General features: G+C 51.1%; 13 protein-coding genes. 6 read left to right on the top strand and 7 right to left on the bottom strand.

Going from position 1 to position 19,837, the window contains the following annotated elements; translation table 11 throughout:
• Positions 1-84: 84 nt before the first annotated feature.
• Entirely contained in the window at positions 85-1,338 is a 1,254-nt protein-coding gene (gene icd, locus LPB67_RS04095; RefSeq protein ID WP_262835780.1) for an NADP-dependent isocitrate dehydrogenase, read from the bottom strand.
• A 227-nt stretch (positions 1,339-1,565) separates the two neighbouring features.
• Here icd and LPB67_RS04090 point away from each other — a divergent pair, with 227 nt between their 5' ends.
• Together LPB67_RS04090 and LPB67_RS04085 are read left to right on the top strand one after the other, a co-directional pair.
• Positions 1,566-2,135 carry a pseudouridine synthase gene (locus tag LPB67_RS04090; RefSeq protein WP_262835779.1) on the top strand — a complete coding sequence of 190 codons (570 nt, stop codon included), beginning with the start codon at positions 1,566-1,568 and terminating at the stop codon, positions 2,133-2,135.
• Between the two features lie 178 nt (positions 2,136-2,313).
• Complete coding sequence (locus LPB67_RS04085) at positions 2,314-2,757, top strand: DUF192 domain-containing protein (RefSeq protein WP_262835778.1); 444 nt, start codon at positions 2,314-2,316, stop codon at positions 2,755-2,757.
• A 171-nt stretch (positions 2,758-2,928) separates the two neighbouring features.
• On the opposite strand, the gene rpsT is transcribed toward LPB67_RS04085, so the two are convergent.
• Positions 2,929-3,192 carry a 30S ribosomal protein S20 gene (gene rpsT / locus LPB67_RS04080; RefSeq protein WP_262835777.1) on the bottom strand — a complete coding sequence of 88 codons (264 nt, stop codon included), beginning with the start codon at positions 3,190-3,192 and terminating at the stop codon, positions 2,929-2,931.
• A gap of 286 nt (positions 3,193-3,478) precedes the next feature.
• On the opposite strand from rpsT, the gene LPB67_RS04075 reads away from it, so the two are divergent.
• Together LPB67_RS04075 and LPB67_RS04070 are read left to right on the top strand one after the other, a co-directional pair.
• Positions 3,479-4,075 (top strand): GNAT family N-acetyltransferase, encoded by a 597-nt coding sequence (locus tag LPB67_RS04075; RefSeq protein WP_262835776.1) that lies wholly within the window; start codon positions 3,479-3,481, stop codon positions 4,073-4,075.
• 34 nt (positions 4,076-4,109) lie between these two features.
• Positions 4,110-5,279, top strand: coding sequence for a vWA domain-containing protein (locus LPB67_RS04070; RefSeq protein ID WP_262835775.1), 1,170 nt, complete (start codon positions 4,110-4,112; stop codon positions 5,277-5,279).
• A gap of 32 nt (positions 5,280-5,311) precedes the next feature.
• On the opposite strand, the gene LPB67_RS04065 is transcribed toward LPB67_RS04070, so the two are convergent.
• Complete coding sequence (locus LPB67_RS04065; RefSeq protein WP_262835774.1) at positions 5,312-6,139, bottom strand: two-component system response regulator; 828 nt, start codon at positions 6,137-6,139, stop codon at positions 5,312-5,314.
• Between the two features lie 197 nt (positions 6,140-6,336).
• On the opposite strand from LPB67_RS04065, the gene LPB67_RS04060 reads away from it, so the two are divergent.
• Complete coding sequence (locus LPB67_RS04060) at positions 6,337-8,328, top strand: DNA topoisomerase IV subunit B (RefSeq protein ID WP_262835773.1); 1,992 nt, start codon at positions 6,337-6,339, stop codon at positions 8,326-8,328.
• 197 nt (positions 8,329-8,525) lie between these two features.
• Entirely contained in the window at positions 8,526-10,862 is a 2,337-nt protein-coding gene (gene parC, locus LPB67_RS04055) for a DNA topoisomerase IV subunit A (RefSeq protein WP_262835772.1), read from the top strand.
• Positions 10,863-11,098: 236 nt separating this feature from the next.
• Here the strand turns inward: parC and LPB67_RS04050 are convergent, their stop codons facing one another.
• From LPB67_RS04050 to LPB67_RS04035, 4 genes are all read right to left on the bottom strand, one after another.
• On the bottom strand, positions 11,099-12,751 hold the full coding sequence (locus tag LPB67_RS04050) for a diguanylate cyclase (protein WP_262835771.1): 1,653 nt from the start codon (positions 12,749-12,751) through the stop codon (positions 11,099-11,101).
• Positions 12,752-13,144, bottom strand: coding sequence for a response regulator (locus LPB67_RS04045; RefSeq protein WP_262835770.1), 393 nt, complete (start codon positions 13,142-13,144; stop codon positions 12,752-12,754).
• A 216-nt stretch (positions 13,145-13,360) separates the two neighbouring features.
• Positions 13,361-15,847 carry a PAS domain-containing protein gene (locus LPB67_RS04040; RefSeq protein WP_262835769.1) on the bottom strand — a complete coding sequence of 829 codons (2,487 nt, stop codon included), beginning with the start codon at positions 15,845-15,847 and terminating at the stop codon, positions 13,361-13,363.
• A gap of 118 nt (positions 15,848-15,965) precedes the next feature.
• Complete coding sequence (locus LPB67_RS04035) at positions 15,966-19,835, bottom strand: DUF748 domain-containing protein (protein ID WP_262835768.1); 3,870 nt, start codon at positions 19,833-19,835, stop codon at positions 15,966-15,968.
• Positions 19,836-19,837 lie beyond the last annotated feature (2 nt).

Genomic DNA, 19,837 nt, shown 5'->3' with positions numbered 1-19,837 from the left:
TAATACACCAATACCGATCAATAAAAAAAGCCGATTCGCTTACGCAGAACCGGCTTTTTTGCTAACCGAGCATCAACACTTGTCTTACATGTTTTCGATCATGACATCGCCGAAACCTGAGCAAGATACTTGAGTAGCGCCTTCCATCAGACGGGCGAAATCGTAAGTCACTTTCTTGACTGTAATCGCTTTTTCCGTCGCGCTGATCAGCAGATCAGCGGCTTCCAGCCAGCCCATGTGACGCAACATCATTTCAGCGGACAAGATCAAAGAACCTGGGTTCACATAATCTTTACCGGCGTACTTAGGGGCAGTACCGTGCGTGGCTTCGAACATCGCGATAGAGTCGGACAAGTTAGCACCCGGAGCGATACCGATACCGCCGACTTGCGCTGCCAGCGCGTCGGAGATGTAGTCGCCGTTCAGGTTCAGTGTCGCGATGACGCTGTACTCATTCGGACGCAACAGGATTTGCTGCAAGAAGGCATCAGCAATGGAATCTTTGACCGTAATTTCTTTACCGGTTTTTGGATTCTTGAATTTGCACCATGGGCCGCCATCGATCAGTTCTGCGCCGAATTCCTTTTGCGCCAGAGCGTATGCCCAGTCACGGAAGCCACCTTCGGTGTACTTCATGATGTTACCTTTGTGAACGATGGTCACGGATGGCTTGTCATTGTCGATCGCGTACTGAATCGCTTTACGCACCAGACGCTCAGTACCTTGACGGGACACCGGTTTCACACCGATACCGGATGTATCCGGGAAGCGGATTTTCTTGACGCCCATTTCATCTTGCAAGAACTTGATCAGTTTTTTAACCTGATCGGAGCCTTCTGCGAATTCGATACCGGCATAGATGTCTTCCGAGTTTTCACGGAAGATGACCATGTCCGTTTTTTCCGGCTCACGCACTGGCGATGGCACGCCTTTGAAATAACGCACTGGACGCAGGCAGACATACAGATCCAGCTCTTGACGCAAGGCCACGTTCAGGGAGCGAATACCGCCGCCAACTGGCGTCGTCAATGGGCCTTTGATGGAAACGACGTAGTCTTTCAGGACTTTCAGCGTTTCTTCCGGCAACCAGACGTCCGGGCCGTATACTTTGGTCGATTTTTCGCCGGCATAGATTTCCATCCAGCTGATTTTACGCTTGCCGCCGTACGCTTTAGCTACGGCTGCATCCACCACTTTGATCATAACCGGGCTGATATCAACGCCGGTACCATCGCCTTCGATAAAAGGGATGATAGGATTGTCTGGAACGTTCAATGAGAAATCGGCATTGACGGTAATTTGCTTACCTTCAGCGGGAACTTTAATATGTTGGTACATCTTTTTCTCCGTAGATTTGGGCGATTTAGCGGGTCGCACTTCGCTCATAACAAGTCTTGTCTCGTTCTTATTTAGCTAATAATCGGACGTTTTAACTGCCTTTATATTTACTCTTATATAAGACACAAGACTACCATTTCGTATTATGCACTAGTATTTTACTAGATGCCATCAGTTTACAGCGCCAGGATCAACACCTCCCAGACAACGCAGATTATCATAGCGTCATGAATTTGATATTACTCAATAAACCTTACAATGTGATGTGCCAATTTTCCGCACATCCTGACCGCCAGACCCTGGCCGATTATGTGGATGTGCCAGGCGTCTACCCTGCCGGCCGCCTGGATGCAGATAGCGAGGGCCTGGTGCTGCTGACGGATGACGGTAAGTTGCAGCATGCAATCAGCCATCCTGACCTGAAGCAGGCAAAAACTTACCTGGTGCAGGTTGAAGGCAAACCTGATCGCGCGGCTTTGGAAAAATTGCGCAATCCGCTGGATTTAGGTGACTTCATTACCAAACCATGCGAGGTGAAGCATATTTATGCGCCGGAATGGATCTGGGCTAGGAATCCACCGATACGGCACAGGGAAGATATCCCTACCAGTTGGCTATGCATCAGTCTGACCGAAGGGAAAAACCGGCAAGTCAGGCGCATGACAGCGGCAGCAGGCTTGCCTACGCTGCGGCTGATACGCAGCGCTATCGGGGGATTTTCATTAGAAAACTTCCCCCTAATGCCGGGCTCCTGGATCAAAGTAGATCCTAAGCACCTCAATCGGACTGGCTCATAAATCAATGATGAGCCCGATGAAAAAGCAGGTTCCCGAGCTTTTTTTGTTTCCAACATGTATCTGTCAATTAAGAATGAAATCCGTCGTAGTACACTGACGTTTTAAAATTATCGTATTGGGCTTTATATTTACCCGCCCCTGCAAACACGCCAACATCAAATTCATATACTGAAATTTTATGACTAATTCTTCTGTCCGCAAACTTACAGCTCTGGCTTTACTTTCTTTGACTTGCGCCTGCGCTACCGCCCAAACCAGGCTTCCCGTTAAACAATTGTCCATCGGCATTAATGTGATTCAAGCTGAAGTCGCCGCCACGGATGCGGATCGCCAGCAAGGCCTGATGAACAGGACGCGCATGGGTGCGAGCGAAGGCATGGTGTTTGATTTTGGCGCGCCAGCCGGTGTCTGCATGTGGATGAAGAACACCTTGATTCCGCTCTCGGTCGCCTTTATTGATGGCGAAGGAAAAATCGTGAACGTCGAGGATATGCAGCCGGAAACGACCGATTCGCATTGCGCCAAAAAAACTGTGCGCTATGCACTGGAAATGAATCTGGGATGGTTTAAACAGAAAAACGTCAAGCCCGGCACCAAAATCGAAGGGCTGCCGCTGCAATAAAAGTTTTTAGCTCATCGTTTTAGCTTATCGGTGACGGCCTCAACTCCGTCATCGACAAAGGTATTCCTCATCTGGAACAGCAAAAACAAAAACCGCAATACATGATTGCGGTTTTTTATTGACTGCTTTTGCATTGCCACCTTCGACGGTAGCAACAACAGACTTAAATAATTAAGCCAAAGCTTTCAAAGCGGAAGCCAAACGGCTCTTATGACGTGCTGCTTTGTTTTTGTGAATGATGTTTTTGTCAGCAATACGATCAATCGTTGAAACAGACGATTGGAAGATTGTTGCAGCAGCAGCTTTATCACCTGCTTCAATCGCTTTGCGAACAGCTTTGATTGCTGTACGCAGCGTTGAACGCTGGCTGGAGTTGTGTGCATTTTGTTTTACTGCTTGACGAGCACGCTTGCGTGCTTGTGCGGTATTTGCCATGAGATTTCCTAAACGTGGTCAAGAGCGACGGGTTCAAAGTGACCTCACAAGATTGCCACGCCGCATAATTCTGTACAGCTTTGCAGTATAACTGTTTTTTTTTCAGTTAGCAAGTATCGTATAAAACGATTATGTCACTATGCCAGAATCTATTCAAAACCTATTTCCGGACAGCAAAAATATCCGGGAATGGTTGTATTCATCATCATAATTGATCACTGTATCTGTTCTTGCCGGAAAAATATCGGGAAACTCAATAAATTATCGTCGTCACAAAGGAATATTTATGCAATGCAGTCCGTTTACGCTACAAGGTCAGCACGTCAGCCTGGAACCATTAACGCAACAACACCTGCCCGCGATCCAGGCTGCAGCAGCAGACGGCGAATTATGGAAACTCTTCTTTACCTCGGTACCGCATCCGGATAAAGCGCAGGACTGGCTGGATATGGCACTCGAACTGCAGCAGCAAACCAAGGCTATTCCTTTTGCCGTCAGGGAAAAAGCGAGCGGCCAGATCGTCGGCTCCACGCGTTACTGCAATATCGATCATAATAATAAGCGCCTGGAAATCGGCTATACCTGGTACGCCCGACGTGTGCAGCGTAGCGCAGTGAACACCGAATGCAAACTCTTGTTGCTGACCCAGGCATTCGAACACTTAGACTGTATCGCCGTGGAATTCCGCACCGACTGGTTCAATCATCGCTCGCAAGCGGCGATTGAACGTCTGGGAGCAAAGCGCGATGCCGTGTTGCGCAATCACATGATATTGCCCGATGGACGCGTCAGAGATACGGTGGTGTACAGCATCATCCAAAATGAGTGGCCAGGCGTAAAACAGAATTTGCAGTACATGCGCGACAAATACCAGACGACATAAATACGAAAAACAAGCTCATTTGCAGGAGTAACCCGTGCTGATCGATTTTTTTTATACGCTCAAGGATGCAAAAATCCCTGTCTCCATCAAGGAATTTTTAACGCTGCTTGAAGCCCTGGACAAAGGTTTGATCAGCATGGCCATGGACGACTTCTACTTCCTGTCGCGCACCATCATGGTCAAGGACGAGGCGCACTATGACAAGTTCGACAGAGCCTTTGGGCTCTACTTCAAAGGTATCGATACGATCTTTGAAAAGCATCCTGAAATTCCGCTGGAATGGCTGACCAAGCGCATGGAGCGCGAACTCAGTGATGAACAAAAAGCGGCGCTGGAAAAATTCGGTTACGACAAGCTGATGAACAGGTTGCAAGAACTACTGAAAGAACAGAAAGAGCGCCATGAAGGCGGCAGCAAATGGATAGGTACCGGCGGCACCTCTCCGTTCGGTAACGGCGGCCAAAATCCCGAAGGCATACGTATCGGCGGCAAAGGCGGTAACCGCACTGCGGTCAAAGTCTGGGAGGCGCGCAGCTTCCGCGATTACGATGATGAACGCGAACTCGGCACCCGCAATATCAAGATCGCACTGCGCCGCCTGCGAAAATTCGCCCGCCAAGGAGCAGAAGATGAATTGGCACTGGATGCCACGATCAAGGCCACGGCCAACAATGCCGGCTACCTCGATATCAAAATGCAGCCCGAGCGCAAGAACAATATCAAGGTCCTGATGCTGTTGGACGTCGGCGGCACCATGGACGATCACATTGCCCGTACCGAGGAATTATTTTCGGCCGCGAAAACCGAATTCAAGAACATGGAATTTTTTTACTTCCATAACTGCGTGTACGACTATTTATGGAAAAACAACCGCCGCCGCAATGCAGAAAAATTTCCGACCTGGGATGTGCTGCGCAAATACACGCCGGATACCAAGGTGATTTTCGTGGGCGACGCGACCATGAGTCCGTATGAGATTCTGCAGGCCGGCGGCTCGGTTGAATACAATAATGACGAAGCCGGGGCGCAATGGCTGCAACGCTTTACCTCGACCTTTCCCAAGTTCATCTGGCTGAATCCCGAACCGGAAGGCCTGTGGCAGTACCGCCAATCGGTATCGATCATCAAGCAATTGATGAACAACCGGATGTTCCCGGTTACCATAGAAGGCCTGGAGAGAGGTATGCGCTTATTGAGCAAATAAGCGCTTGCCAAAGCAGGTCAAGCTGAGGTGGGCTACGTGAGTTGCAGGAATTTTTTAATCGTCGATAAGACCAGCTTGCGTGACAAGGGCTTATTCAGGAAGCCATCGCAGTTCACGCTGAGCGCAAAATCCTGGTTATAAACGTAAGTCTTGTCGATCAAAAAGATGACGCTGGTTTTACGGCCCTGATTCTGCGCTTTGAGCAAGCGGCACAGGCCGTAAGGATCAATATCCGGCGTCGATGTATTGATCATGGTCAGCGCGTATTTGTACTCGGCATCCAGCGCCAGCGCATTCTCGGCGTCATTGGTCATCCCGACCGGCACACGATAGCGATCCATAATCGCCGCCACATAATCGCGGAAGCGCATATCTTTATCGATGATCAGAATCCCGCCCCTGGGAGGCGCGGAATTACGCATTTTTTGATACACCGAAGGATCGGTCAGATCAAGATCAAGCCGCTCGCGACGACGGCGCTCCGGCACGGCGACTTCGCCATATGCACTCAAGGTCGTCAGCAGCAACTGGCGTTCATCAACCAGTTCATCCAGCACATCGAATAATTTGCGCCAGCGAATCGGGCGCGGCATGACTGCATACGGCAAGCTCACCTTGGTCTTGCCAATCAACAGCACCGGTTGCGCGCTGCCGGGATTAATGTCGGACAGCGTCGCCAGGGCCTTGATATCTTCTGCATTCACAATGAACAGATCTGGGTCTTGCAGGCTGCCATCCTTCAGGCACAGGTAGCGATAGCCTTTCTCGCGCAGGACCGCAAGAACGCTGGAAAAAGTATCTTCTTCTTTGGGTAAAAATCCAATCAGTCGAATAGCGATCGTAGGAGATTTTTGTGACATCGTTTATCCATCAACACATTGCAGCTACAATAGCCGCAAATGAACAAGCAGGGGGAAGTCGCTTTACAGCAGCGCTCTTGCCTCTGTTGTTCAAAAAATTGATTGCCAGAATACAGTGAAATCTTGCAAACACCTGCAAATTTTGCGAAATAATACCTAATTTTCAACACAAGCCACAACTCCAACGTATTTATTGCATGGCCACCAAGAAAAACACCACAGCTTCCGACTATAGCGAATCATCCATCCGTGTCCTGAAAGGGCTGGAGCCGGTCAAGCAAAGACCGGGCATGTACACCCGCACCGAAAACCCTTTGCACATCATCCAGGAGGTCATCGACAATGCCTCGGATGAAGCGCTGGGCGGTCATTGCAAGAATATCGTTGTCACACTCAACGCTGACAACAGCGTGACGGTGGAAGACGATGGGCGCGGCATTCCGGTCGGCCTGCATCCTGAAGAGCAGGTGCCGACGGTGGAAATCGTCTTCACCCGCCTGCATGCGGGCGGCAAATTCGACAAGGGCAGCGGCGGCGCGTACGCGTTCTCGGGCGGTCTGCATGGCGTCGGCGTCTCGGTCACCAATGCGCTCTCGACGCGCCTGGAGATCACGGTCTGGCGCGAAGGCGGTTTGCATAAACTGACCTTCGCCAGTGGTGATGTGATCGAACCCTTGACCTCGGAAGCACTGGGGCGTGGCGACAAAAAGAGCGGGACCCGCGTCACAATCTGGCCGGACGCCAAATATTTTGACTCGCCGAACATTTCTCAAACTGAGCTGCAGCGCCTGTTGCGTTCCAAAGCCGTGTTGCTACCGGGCGTCAAGGTCACACTGATCAATACCAGGAGCGGCGACACGCAAACCTGGCAATACGACCAGGGCTTGCGCGGCTATCTGACCGAAGCCTTAACCCAATCCTCCCACGCCGAACCCTTGATCCCTTTATTTGAAGGCGAACAATTCGCCGGTAAAGACGCCGACGGTTTTGCCGAAGGCGAAGGCGCATCATGGGTCGTCGCATGGACCGAAGAAGGTGCGCCGGTGCGCGAATCGTATGTGAATCTGATCCCGACACCGGCCGGCGGTACGCATGAATCCGGTTTGCGCGAAGGCTTGTTCGGTGCGGTGAAGAGCTTCGCCGAGATGCACTCGCTGTTACCGAAAGGCGTGAAATTGCTGCCGGAAGACGTGTTTGCCCGCGTCTCGTTCGTACTGTCGGCCAAGGTGCTCGACCCGCAATTCCAGGGCCAGATCAAAGAACGGCTGAACTCGCGCGATGCGGTGCGTCTGGTGTCGTCGTTCACCAAACCGCCGCTGGAACTGTGGCTGAACTCGCATGTTGATCTCGGCAAAAAACTCGCCGAACTGGTCATCAAACAAGCGCAATCCCGCCTGCGTTCGGCGCAAAAAGTCGAGAAGAAAAAATCCTCCGGCGTGGCAGTATTGCCAGGCAAGCTGACCGACTGCGAATCGAACGACATCACCCGCAACGAACTGTTTCTGGTCGAGGGCGATTCTGCCGGCGGCTCTGCCAAGATGGGCCGCGATAAAGAGTTCCAGGCGATCCTGCCCTTGCGCGGCAAGGTGCTGAACTCCTGGGAATCCGAGCGCGATCGCCTGTTTGCGAATAACGAAATCCACGATATCGCGGTGGCGGTCGGCGTCGATCCGCACGGTCCGAACGACAATCCCGATCTGTCGAATCTGCGTTACGGCAAGATCTGCATCTTGTCCGATGCCGACGTGGATGGCTCTCATATCCAGGTCTTGTTGTTGACGCTGTTCTTCAAACATTTCCCTAAATTGATCGCACGCGGTCACGTCTGCATTGCGCGCCCTCCGCTATTCCGTGTCGATGCGCCAGCTCGCGGCAAAAAGCCGATCCAGAAGATGTACGCGCTGGATGCCGGCGAACTGGTCGCGATTGAAGACAAGCTGCGCAAAGACGGCGTCAAAGACGGTGCCTGGGCGATCTCGCGTTTTAAAGGCCTGGGTGAGATGAACGCAGAACAGTTGTGGGAAACCACCATGAACCCGGACACCCGCCGTCTTTTGCCGGTCTCTTTGGGCGAATTCGATCAAGCCTTTTCCGAAGCGCGTTTCAATATGCTGATGGGTAAAGGCGAAGCCGCTGCACGTCGCGCCTGGCTGGAAGAGCACGGCAATGAGGTAGAGGCTGATATTTGATGGGCTCCGGCAAATCCCATTGTCGGGCCCATAGCGGCGTATCGCGACGTTGTGCGCCTTGCTCTGCATCCCGATAATCGGATTTACGGAAACGCCATAAAAAAACCAAACCGCAATATCCATGCGCATTCCAGGACAAAAATATCTGGAAACCGGCATGAATACTGCGCAAACGAATTTAAGTAAAAACAGACACTATGAGCGAACAAGCAAATTTATTTGATCAGGCACCTGATGACGATAACGGTGGCAACGGCGGCGAGGCAGGAGAGACCCTGACGCTGGCGAGTTTCGCCGAGCGCGCCTATCTCGATTACGCGATCTCGGTAGTCAAGGGCCGCGCCTTGCCGGATGTCTGCGACGGCCAAAAACCGGTACAGCGCCGTATCCTGTTTTCGATGAATGAACTGGGTCTGAGTTCCGCCGCCAAGCCGCGTAAATCGGCGACCGTGGTCGGTGATGTGCTGGGTAAATTGCATCCGCATGGTGATCAATCCGTGTACGACGCGATGGTGCGGATGGCACAGGATTTCTCTTTGCGCTATCCGCTGATCGATGGCCAGGGCAATTTCGGTTCACGCGACGGCGACGGCGCTGCGGCGATGCGATATACCGAAGCGCGGCTGACGCCGATCTCGCGCTTGCTGCTCGATGAGATCGATCTCGGCACGGTCGATTTCCAGCCGAACTACGATGGTTCGTTTGAAGAACCCAGCCTGCTGCCGGGCCGCCTGCCTTTCGTCCTGCTGAACGGCGCATCCGGTATTGCGGTCGGCATGGCGACCGAAATACCTTCGCATAATCTGACCGAAGTTGCGAAAGCCGCGGTCGCGCTGATCCGCAACCCGGCCATGCAGCATGCCGAATTGATGAGCATGATCCCGGGGCCGGACTTCCCGGGCGGCGGACAGATCATCACGCCTGCGGCCGCGATTGCCGACATCTACGCCGCCGGTCGCGGCAGCATGAAGGTACGCGCCTGCTGGAAGATTGAAGAACTGGCGCGCGGTCAGTGGCAAGCCGTGATTACCGAATTGCCGCACGGTGTTTCTTCGCAAAAAATTCTCGAAGAAATCGAAGAAATCACCAATCCAAAAATCAAGCTGGGTAAAAAAACCCTGACGCCGGAGCAGGCTTCGCTGAAGCAAGTCGTGTTGTCCATGCTCGATGCGGTACGCGACGAATCCGGTCGCGAAGCCGCAGTGCGCCTGGTGCTGGAGCCGAAATCCAAAAATCAGGATCAGGCCGAGTTCATGCAGATGTTGCTGGCGCATACCTCGCTGGAAACTTCGACCTCGATCAATCTGGTCATGATCGGCGGCGATGGTCGCCCGCGTCAAAAAGGTCTGCTCGATATCCTGAAGGAATGGATCGGCTTCCGCTTTACCACGGTCACCCGCCGCACCCAATTCAAGCTGAAAAAGGTCGATGACCGCATCCATATTCTAGAAGGCCGCGAAGCGGTACTGCTGAATATCGACAAGGTGATCAAGATCATCCGCGAATCCGATGAACCGAAACCGGCCTTGATGGAGGCCTTCCGGCTGTCCGATATCCAGGCCGAAGATATTCTGGAAATTCGCTTGCGCCAGTTGGCCCGTTTGGAAGCCATCAAGATCCAGCAGCAGCTGGAAGAATTGCGTCTGGAAAAAACCAGTTTGCAAGATCTGCTCGACAATCCTGCATCGATGAAGAAATGCATCATCAAAGAAATCGAAGCCGATGCCAAACAATATGGCGACGCGCGCCGCACATTGATCGAAGAAGCGGCACGAGCCTCGATCGAACAGAAAGTCATCGATGAACCCGTCACTGTCGTCATCTCCGACAAAGGCTGGGTACGCGCCCGCACGGGTCACGGCCACGACAATGCTCAATTCACCTTCAAGGCCGGCGACAGTCTGTACAACACCTTTGAGTGCCGCACCGTCGACCAGTTGCTGATGTTCGGCTCTAATGGCCGCGTGTATTCCGTCCCAGTCGCCGCCCTGCCCGGCGCGCGCGGCGATGGCGTGCCGATTACGACCCTGATCGACCTGGCCAGCGGCAGCAAAATCCTGCATTACTTTGCCGGCACTGCCGAATCGACGCTCTTGCTGGCATCCAGCGCCGGCTATGGCTTCACCGCCAAGGCCGGTGATATGGTTGGCCGTATGAAAGCGGGTAAAGCCTTCATGACACTCGAAGAAGGCGACGAACCATTGCAACCGACGGTGGTGGCAGAAGACAGCAGCGCAATTGCCTGCTTGTCGGAAAAAGGACGCCTGCTGGTATTCGGCCTGACGGAAATCAAGCAACTCGCCAGCGGCGGTCGCGGCGTGATCCTGATGGAGCTTGAGGCCAAGGAAAAACTGCTGGCAGCGCAAGCCATCAGCCAGAAAGGCGTCAAAGTCTCAGGTACCGGACGCGCTACGAAGCCTCAGGAAGTGACATTAAGCGCGAACGCTCTGGGCATTCACATCGGCAAACGTGCGCGCAAAGGCAAGTTGCTGGAAGCGAAATTAAAACCGCTCACCATCGCTCGCGTCAGTTAAATGTATTAACTCACATTGAATCCGCAGGCTGGATGCGGCTTTCAGAGGCATTTTGTGTTGACAGGCGCATCCAGCTTGCGGATTCGTTTTGATATCGACATTCCATGGAGCAGGGTTACTCTTGCTTTTTCTCTGTGTCTCTGTGGTGAGAGGTTTTGGCTTTTGCGTCAGTCCCAATAAAAAACGAGTGCCGGTTTGAAGCGGCACTCGTTTTTTCCATCGATTAAATCAAAAAATCACGGACTGGCCAGCGCAATGCGGTTGCGCCCGCCTTGCTTGGCACGGTATAAAGCGGAATCTGCGATATCAAATAATTCGTCAGCATCGATAGTTTGCTCCAGATCTGCAACCCCGGCCGAAAAACTCACCGAAAACTCGCCTTGCTCCGCATGCTGTTCTATCTTGTTAAAAGCGACTCTGATTTGATCCAGCACTTTGCCGGCCACTTTAGCGGTAGTGCCGGGGAAAATAATGACGAATTCCTCGCCGCCATAACGACCGACAATATCGCTGCGGCGTAACCTTTGCTTAAGCAAACGCGATAAAGTGCGCAGCACCTGATCGCCCACCGGATGGCCATAAGTATCGTTGACGTTCTTAAAGAAATCCAGATCGAGTACCGCTAATGCCAGTGAGGTTTGATTTCTTCCGGCGATGGAAATCTCTGCGGCAAGCTCTTCTTTAATCGCAGTATGGTTGTACAGGCCAGTCAGTCCGTCACGCATGATCAGGGCACGCAAGGAACGATAGCGCTCCGCCCGGGTGGCGAGTGAGGAGACCAGGAATTGCGCCTCTATCGGCTTGGTGATAAAGTCGTCCGCCCCCGCCTTGACCGCCTCCAACTGCTTGGCCATGTCATTTTCACTGGATAGAAAGACGATAGGAATATCCAGATAAGAATTATCCTGACGTATCATCTTGGACAGCTCGACACCGCTACACAGCGGCATGTAGACATCGAGCAAAATCAATTCAGGCCGAAAATCCGTTAAGGTATTCAGCATGCGTGCAGGGTCATGCAAGGTCCTGACGCTCATCCCGGCATTACGCAATACCGCCCCGTAATATTCCGAGGTCACGACATCGTCATCGATGACCAGGATACGATAACTCTTCGGCTCTTCGCGCCCCACTACCGCGTCGATACGTTCGGTCAGAGCCACTATATCAACCGGCTTGGTGAAGTAGCCATCACCGCCTGCCCTGACTGCCTGCAAGCGATTTTCAAAACTGCTGGCATGTGACACAAAAATAGTCGGGATATGCAGGCGGGCATGTAACTTGATCCTGGCTATTTCATCGGCGCCTGCCATTTTTCCGTCAGGAGAACCGAATTCCATCACCACGATATCCGGGCGCCGCGTTGCGATCGCCACTGCCAGCGATTTAAGTTGGGTGATCAGTACCACTTCGTATCCAAAATGCTCAAGCTGGACTTTGATCGATTGCGTGGTTTCGTTATCATCATCGACCATGTAGACCAGCCGTGAGCTTGCATCTTCCTTTTGATTTTCTACTGATTCTTCGAGCAGGGTAGGGATAATTTTATTTGCCGCGCACAGGATCGCATCTTCAAAGTAAGCACGTAGTTCTTTGGCATACGCGTTCCTCTCTTTCTTGGTCCAGGTTTCACCAGTCAATATCGGTTTTAATTTTTTTTCAAATTCACGGGCATCTACACCAATTTCAGAAAACCCAAATGTTCCCGCTGATCCCGCCATCGTATGCAATGCACGATGCAAGGAAGTCAGTGCCTCCTGATCTTGCGGGTTAATTAAAAAACGCTCCAGCGCCACTTCCATTTCTTGAATTTTCGAAGGAAGTCTTTCGCGAAACAAATTTTCTAAAACCTGTAATTTCGCCTGCAAACCAGAGTTGTCCGATGACATTTAGCTTTCCTTGCTCCATAAGCTCAGCACTTGTCCGGACAATTCCATAGGATCAAACGGCTTGGCAATCACGCCAACCGCACCCAGTGACTTGTAATAATCGAGCTCAATGGATTGCACTTTTGCTGTCATAAAAATGACGGGGGTATCTTCAGTTACCGATAATTTACGTAATTCTGCCAAGGTCGTCGGACCATCCATATTGGGCATCATCACGTCCAGCAACAGCAAATCGGGGATAGCGCCGGCACGAATTGCCGCCAGGGCTTCGCTGCCTGAACTGCATTTAATCAATTCGAAACCTCCGACTACTTCCAGCGCTATCTGGGCAACGGTCTGAATGTCCGCATCGTCTTCAACATAAAGTATTTTATTCAGAGGTTTCTCACTCATCGCATATCCTTGCACACTTGCATTTCCTTGTATTGATGCTTGCCCATATTGCCATATTGAGCCACAAATTTGATACGGAGACAACTCCACAAAGGCGCTGGAGAATATCGAACCCTCTTTGCCATTTTCTTCAACTTGTAGCAACGATGCTTTACCGGCTTAATCTTGAAATAAACAAAAAAACAAGCTTACCAGAACTCGTGCAAATAAAGCGATTTAAGGCAAGTCAATCCTAGGTAACTCGAAGAAAAATTCGGTCCGTACCCCTGGATCGCTGACAAAGTCGATCTTTCCGTGATGCGCCTCAATAATTGTCTTACAAATGCTCAAGCCCAACCCTGTGCCACCTTTTTTGCGCGTATCGGAAGAATCTGCCTGAGCAAATTTCTGGAATATCTGTGCACGAAACGAGGCTGGCACTCCTGTGCCATGATCAAGAACAGATAAGCGGATAGCGGACTCAACTTCTTGAAGGTGCAAGGTCACAATGTTGCCTGGTCGTGAAAACTTACAGGCATTGGAAAGTAAATTAACCATAACCTGAATCACCCTGTCACTATCGACCAGCACCATTAATGGATAGTCGGGTACGAGCACTTCATAAGTCACCTGATAGGTATCGGCGTAAGAGCGCGTCGTGGCTACCGCCAGCGCTATCAGCTCTTGCATACTGTGGCTATGAAAATCGAATTTCATATTACCTGATTCAATTTTTTCGATATCGAGAATGTCATTAATCAGTCGGACCAGGCGCTCACAATTCGCGTTTGCGATCTCGAGTAACTCTTTTACCTTAGGTGGCAAATGCATCATTTTGCCCGAGGTTAGTAAGCCTAGCGATCCACGTATGGAAGTCAGCGGTGTGCGAAGTTCGTGCGATACGGTAGACACAAATTCGTTTTTCATTTTTTCTACCCGCTTTTGGGCTGTCAAATCATAAGCAATCCCGAGGAATCCGATGACGTTTTCTGCCTCATCAAACAAGGCAGAGATCGATAGCATTACCGGCAAACGGGAGCCATCTTTACGCAAGTAAGCCCATTCGTGCTCGTCATAACCACCTTTGCGCACTTTAGCGACAAAGGCATCAAATCCCGGCTCTACGACTTGCTGTAATTCCAGGCTGGATTGTTTTGATTTATTCAATATCTCCAGAGGGTCATGCAGAATAGCTGGCGTGTGCTTGCCTATCAATTCATTAGCTTGATAACCCAGCATGTTTTCCGAACCGGCGCTGAACAACTGTATGACGCCCGCAGTATCGGTTGCAATGATAGAAAAATTCGCAACATCCAAAACTGCTTTTTGAAAAGCGCTACTTTTGACCAATTGCCGGTTCAGCGATTTCAGTTGGTCTTGGCTGGCTCGCAAAGCTTGCTCATTGAGCCTGATCTCCGTGACGTCGGTTGCTACTATGCAAAGCCCATAAATTTGTCGGCTCTGGTCAAACAAGGGTGAACGCACGGTATGGAAATAGCGATCGCCATCGGGTAAGGAAAAGATAGCCTCCTTTACAGAGGACTGCCCGCTTTGCAACACTGCCAAGTCGTCGAACCTGGTGCGCTCCGCCAGATCCGCGGGATAAACCTCTTCCAGAGATTTCCCTGCAAAACTCTGATGCGATATCTGCAGCAGTTCTTCATAACGCCTGTTAACAAATAAAAAGCGACTATGCACATCCCTCACGGCAATCAATGAATCTGTGCTGTTCATGACGGATAACAGCAATTCCTCACTCTCGCGAAATTTTTTCTCAGAAAGCAGGCGCTCAGTAATATCCGTGCTGACGACACACACGCCATAAATCTCGCGATTCTTCCTGAACAAAGGAGTTCTGATGACCTGATAGGTATGTATACCGTCGCTTTGCTCAATAGTGGACTGTGACTGCAATGTCGCACCACTTGCAATGACCTGCCGGTCCGCATCATGGCTTGCCTGCGCAAATGTCGGTTCAAATAAATCAAAAGCAGTCTTACCTAGCAAGTCGGAACGCTGTCGTTGATGCACGGTTTCATATTCGCTATTGACGAACAGATAGCGTCCTTGCACATCCCGCACGGATAACGTAGAACGCATGCTTTCCATGATGGCTTGCAGTAAATCGAACTCATGATCCCGCTGGCGACGCAATTCGGCCAGATCGATGGCATTGAGTTCTGTTTCAACCAGGGCAGCCATGTCTTGCAACATCGCCTGATCGAGCAAGCTAAACTGGCGCGGCTGACGATCGATGACGCAAAGTGTACCGATGTTATAGCCACTGGGACCTTTTAAAGGCATTCCCGCATAAAACCGAATGCCCGGAGAACCTGTGACCAGTGGATTATCTGAGAATCGGATATCATGCAGAGCATTCTCAACTATGAATATCCGGTCTTGCAAAATCGCATGGCCGCAAAAAGAGATATCACGTCCCGTTTCTGTGGCATCCAGTCCCTGCCTGGATTTAAACCATTGCCGATAGGTGTCAATCAGGGAAATAAGTACGATAGGCGCTGAAAAATACCGCTGTGTAATTCTGGTCAGGCGATCAAAACGCTCTTCTGCCGGCGTATCCAATACACCAAGCATACGTAAGTCTGCTAGGCGGACTTTTTCATTCCATGGCAGACTAGCTTGTATCATAGTCCCTCTTCCGGCTGAAGCATTCTCTTCGATGTGTCGTTGAAGCATTGGCGCAGCAGTAAAGAATACGACCATCTTCTGAAGTGGCGGTATTTGCCACTTACGGCAACAGTATTTCGCCTATATTACTCCACGCCACTTACCAGTTGAAAATACTTATTAAATGACGCTTGCTTAGAGCAAAAAAGCAATGCTATTTGATCAAAAAGTCTACCCGGCTTGGCAAGCCTTTATCTTTAATTCCGTCGGTATTCAGCTTGGGTGCAATCAAAAATAATCTGTCTTTGCTGACCCCCGCCTTTTGCTCCAGATAGTCTCTGACAATGTCTGCTCTATGCTGCGCCAATTCACGCAGGTGATCCGGTGTTACCGGTGTATTGCTGAGGATTAATCGCTCGACCTCTTCGGCTGGCAAAGTTTTGGCGAGTCCGAGTATATTACGCGGCTTGCTGAATTTCTCTGCTTTATAGACATCTTGCAAAAATGCTTTTTTATCGGCGTCGTCCGGAATGAGCTGTTCACCCGCAAGCTGAGGATTTTTCTTTTGCAGGCTGGCCAATTTGGCGATCTTGATTTTTTTATCTAGGCTGATATGGCGCAAGCCCTCGGCATCAGTAACAGGGTCGATTCTGCCCAGGATATCCATCCTCAAACTGCCGCGATTATTCAAAGCCTTGGCGAGTTTATCGAGTTTGCTGATGGCATCCGGTGTCAACGCAGTCATGCCGGGTGCGAATTCCACATAGGCGAGTTCTTCACCACCGCCGAACGCCGAACTGAGCAAAGAGAATGGTGCAGTCACCGCCTTGGTAATCAGATTGACCAGCACTTTCCAGATAATCCCACCGACGGAAAATTGCGGATCAGATAAAGATCCGGAAATCGGCAAATTGATATTCACCTTCCCATCGTTATCGCGCAACAGCGCCAACGCGAGCTGTACTGGAAGATGAGTCGCAGTCGGGCTGTCGATTTTTTCGCCGAAGGTCAATTGATCGAGACGTACTTCATTCTCGGCTTTCAATTGCTGGTTCTCGACACGATACGACACCTGCACCGACAGCTTTCCTTTATCAATCGCATAGCCCGCATATTTGGCGGCATAGGGCGTCAGGCGCGTCAGTTCCATGCCGCTCGCGCTGCCTTTAATATCCAGGAAAATCGGCGATGACAAGGGATTCAGCGAACCGGAGATGACTAATGGCGCATCGTTATCGATTTTCCCGGTGAGTTCTATGGTCGCCGCTTGCGGATCATCGGACGCGATGGCGCCGATGGTGCCGCTGACGCCGGTCAGGTTGGCGCTGTAATTCGGACGGATGAAGTTATCGGTGAAATTGATATTCCCGCCGCGCAGCGTGGTTTGCGCGATGCGGATGATCAGAGGATTCGCTGCCTGCGCTGAACCGACTGCGGGTTGGGTCGCCGGCGTGATCGCTGAAGCCGATGCAGTTATTGCCGTATCGCTGGCAGGCGCTGCGACTGTGCTTGCTATGCTGTTGATATCTTGAGTGACATCCTTAGTTGCGTCCTTAGTTACATCCTTAATTACGCTCTTAATTACATCGGCATTGGCGGCGGTCGCCGTGCCTGCTGCCGCTCCAGGCACTTCCGCCGTTTTGCTGACCATGATATTTTGCAGATTCAGCTTACCTTTGTCGGACAGCACCGCACGCACATAAAAATCGACCAGGTTTAATTTTTTCAACAGCACGGCAGGCTTCGCATTGCCCAGCTTAGCGCTGATACCATCCATATCGATGGTTTTCCAGGTCAGGAAATCTTCGTTATCGCTGCCTTCCAGCATGTGGAAGTCGCTGAGCCTGAGATTACCGTCATAGGCGATTTTCGGCGCTTGCCCTTTTTCATTCAATATACTCAGCTTACCTTTGGCGCTGGCATCGCCGCGACTCAAGCTCACATTCAATTGCTGCGCGAAATAAGGATAAAAAGCGGCGACAGATAAAGTCTGCGCATCCAATGCGACCGTGATGTTTTTCAAACCACTGCTAGCATCCGCACTCAGACTCAGTGTACCTTTGCGGTTCAGCACGCTCTTCAACTTCAGGCTAGCCGCTTGCGACAGATCGCTGCTGAGATTGCTGGCTTGTAAGTTAATGCTATCGATGTCCAGATGGACGCTAGGGTAGCGCGAATAATCGTCAAACCGTACATGGCTATCCGTCAGCGCAACATTCTGCACGCGCGCTTGCCAGGCTTGCGTAGCTGATGGATCCGGTACTGGCTTGCTTGCTGTTGCCGATTCCACTGCAACACTCGCCGGTGCAGGAGTGTTCATCGGCGCTGTCCTGTTATCTGCTACAGATACCTTGTGCTCCACCATGAATTTTTGCAGATTCCATTTTGCCGTCTGATCGCGCCGGATATCGGCTTTGATGCCATGCAGGTCAAGACTGGCCGCATTCACCCGCCTGCTTGCCGTATCGAGATTGAGCTTGCCCAAAGACAGCGACTTCAGCGCAATGCCGCCCTCGCCTTTGGTCTTTGCCTGCATGGAGAAATCCGCCAATTGCGCATTCAGATCGCTGATTTGCCATTGTCCATCCTGACTATGCAGATGCGATTGCACCGACAATTTGCCCGCCAGTGTCGCAGCCAATAGCGGATTCAGATAAGCCTGATAGGCTTCCAGCGGCAGCGTCGTCAGCGCCATCTGACCATCTGCCATGCCATGAGCGCTGCTGAATTCGCCTTCAAATGTTGCCTGTGCATCTTGCTCAGTGCGCAGATGAAGCAAGATACTGGCAGGCTTGGCTGCGGCATCGGTGCTGAATTGCCTGACCGTGAGCGCGATCTCTTTTAGATTGATGGTACTGACTGGCGATGAATGGACGGCATCGCTGAAATGCACTTGCCCTTTGTTGATTTGCAGGATATTCAATGTCAATGCCGGGGCAGATTTTTTGCCAGGTGCCGGCGCTGCTGTCTTGGCGACGACGGCAGCGGTCGATCCCGCTTTTTTATCGGCATCTGGCTTTGCTAATGTTAGCCAGTTCAACTGACCTTTTTTATCCAGGTCGAGCCAGACTTGCGGGGCCTCCATCTGTAACTGATCAACTGCCGCGACACCGGTCAAGAGATTGACTTGCTTGAGTTGCGCGCTGATTGCATCGCTTTGCAGCAAAGGGGCATCCGCGTGGTCGTTCACGGCAAGCTTATGCAATTGCAACTTGCCGGACAGGAGTATTTCTGAGCGCTGTTGTTTACGGCTAAATACCAAATCCAGCCTGGTGGAAAGTTTCGCGCTATGTATTTTCAGCGGCATTGGAATGGGGACGTAAGCCAAGTAATTGGGCACATCGAGTTGATCGATATCAATTGCCAGGGTCGTATCGAGACTATCGACAAAAGGTTTGCTGCGCGCTTTCAATTCAAAAGGTGTGCCGTTGATTTTGGCGGACAACATCGGCTGCACGAAGCTGTTCACTTCTGTCGGGAAGTTAGATAAAAATGGTAATGCAATTTGCAGCGCTTCTATCCTGGTTTGTTTCTTGACGACCTGATCGTCAAATGTGATGCTGCCGTTTTGCAATTGCACATTCGCCAGCGAAAAGCGCAAGGGAGCGCTGCTGCTCTTGGGTTGGGCTGCAATCTTGTCGATAATGTCCGAAAAATTATAACGGCCATAGTCTTCCGCGCTGGTGCGTGCCAGATGAACGTAAGGATCGCCCAATCGAATTTCATCAATGACCAGGGCTCGGTGCCAGGCAGAACTGAGCGAGAGGTTGAGTAATAGATTTTTGACAGAAACGGCGACAGTTTTTTGATCTGCCTCATACAAGGTGAGATGATCCGCCGTCATTGCCAGCGCGAAAGGTGAGAAATGCATCGCGCCAATCTCTAGCTTGCGTCCTAATTGTTGCTGCACTTGCTCGGTGGCGATACGTTTGACGTAAGACGGCAAAAATAACCAACTAAGCGAAGCGAGCAATATCAGGAGGCACGCCAGACTGATCAGGATTTTTCCGATGCGACTTTGCCAGCTTTTTTTCAAATGCGCTTGCAGGCTTGATGGCAAATTCGCTCTGGCAGATGTCGTCACGA

The sequence above is a fragment of the Undibacterium sp. Jales W-56 genome, assembly GCF_025548535.1.
GTDB lineage: Bacteria > Pseudomonadota > Gammaproteobacteria > Burkholderiales > Burkholderiaceae_D > Undibacterium.
Note: the sequence above shows the minus strand (reverse complement) of the source record. Positions and strands in the feature narration are given on the sequence as shown.

Excerpts from the sequence above, each read along its gene's own strand:
- icd (WP_262835780.1), bottom strand. The coding sequence starts at position 1,338 with ATGTACCAACATATTAAAGTTCCCGCTGAAGGTAAGCAAATTACCGTC.
- LPB67_RS04090 (WP_262835779.1), top strand. The coding sequence starts at position 1,566 with ATGAATTTGATATTACTCAATAAACCTTACAATGTGATGTGCCAATTT.
- LPB67_RS04085 (WP_262835778.1), top strand. The coding sequence starts at position 2,314 with ATGACTAATTCTTCTGTCCGCAAACTTACAGCTCTGGCTTTACTTTCT.
- rpsT (WP_262835777.1), bottom strand. The coding sequence starts at position 3,192 with ATGGCAAATACCGCACAAGCACGCAAGCGTGCTCGTCAAGCAGTAAAA.
- LPB67_RS04075 (WP_262835776.1), top strand. The coding sequence starts at position 3,479 with ATGCAATGCAGTCCGTTTACGCTACAAGGTCAGCACGTCAGCCTGGAA.
- LPB67_RS04065 (WP_262835774.1), bottom strand. The coding sequence starts at position 6,139 with ATGTCACAAAAATCTCCTACGATCGCTATTCGACTGATTGGATTTTTA.
- LPB67_RS04060 (WP_262835773.1), top strand. The coding sequence starts at position 6,337 with ATGGCCACCAAGAAAAACACCACAGCTTCCGACTATAGCGAATCATCC.
- parC (WP_262835772.1), top strand. The coding sequence starts at position 8,526 with ATGAGCGAACAAGCAAATTTATTTGATCAGGCACCTGATGACGATAAC.
- LPB67_RS04050 (WP_262835771.1), bottom strand. The coding sequence starts at position 12,751 with ATGTCATCGGACAACTCTGGTTTGCAGGCGAAATTACAGGTTTTAGAA.
- LPB67_RS04045 (WP_262835770.1), bottom strand. The coding sequence starts at position 13,144 with ATGAGTGAGAAACCTCTGAATAAAATACTTTATGTTGAAGACGATGCG.
- LPB67_RS04040 (WP_262835769.1), bottom strand. The coding sequence starts at position 15,847 with ATGGTCGTATTCTTTACTGCTGCGCCAATGCTTCAACGACACATCGAA.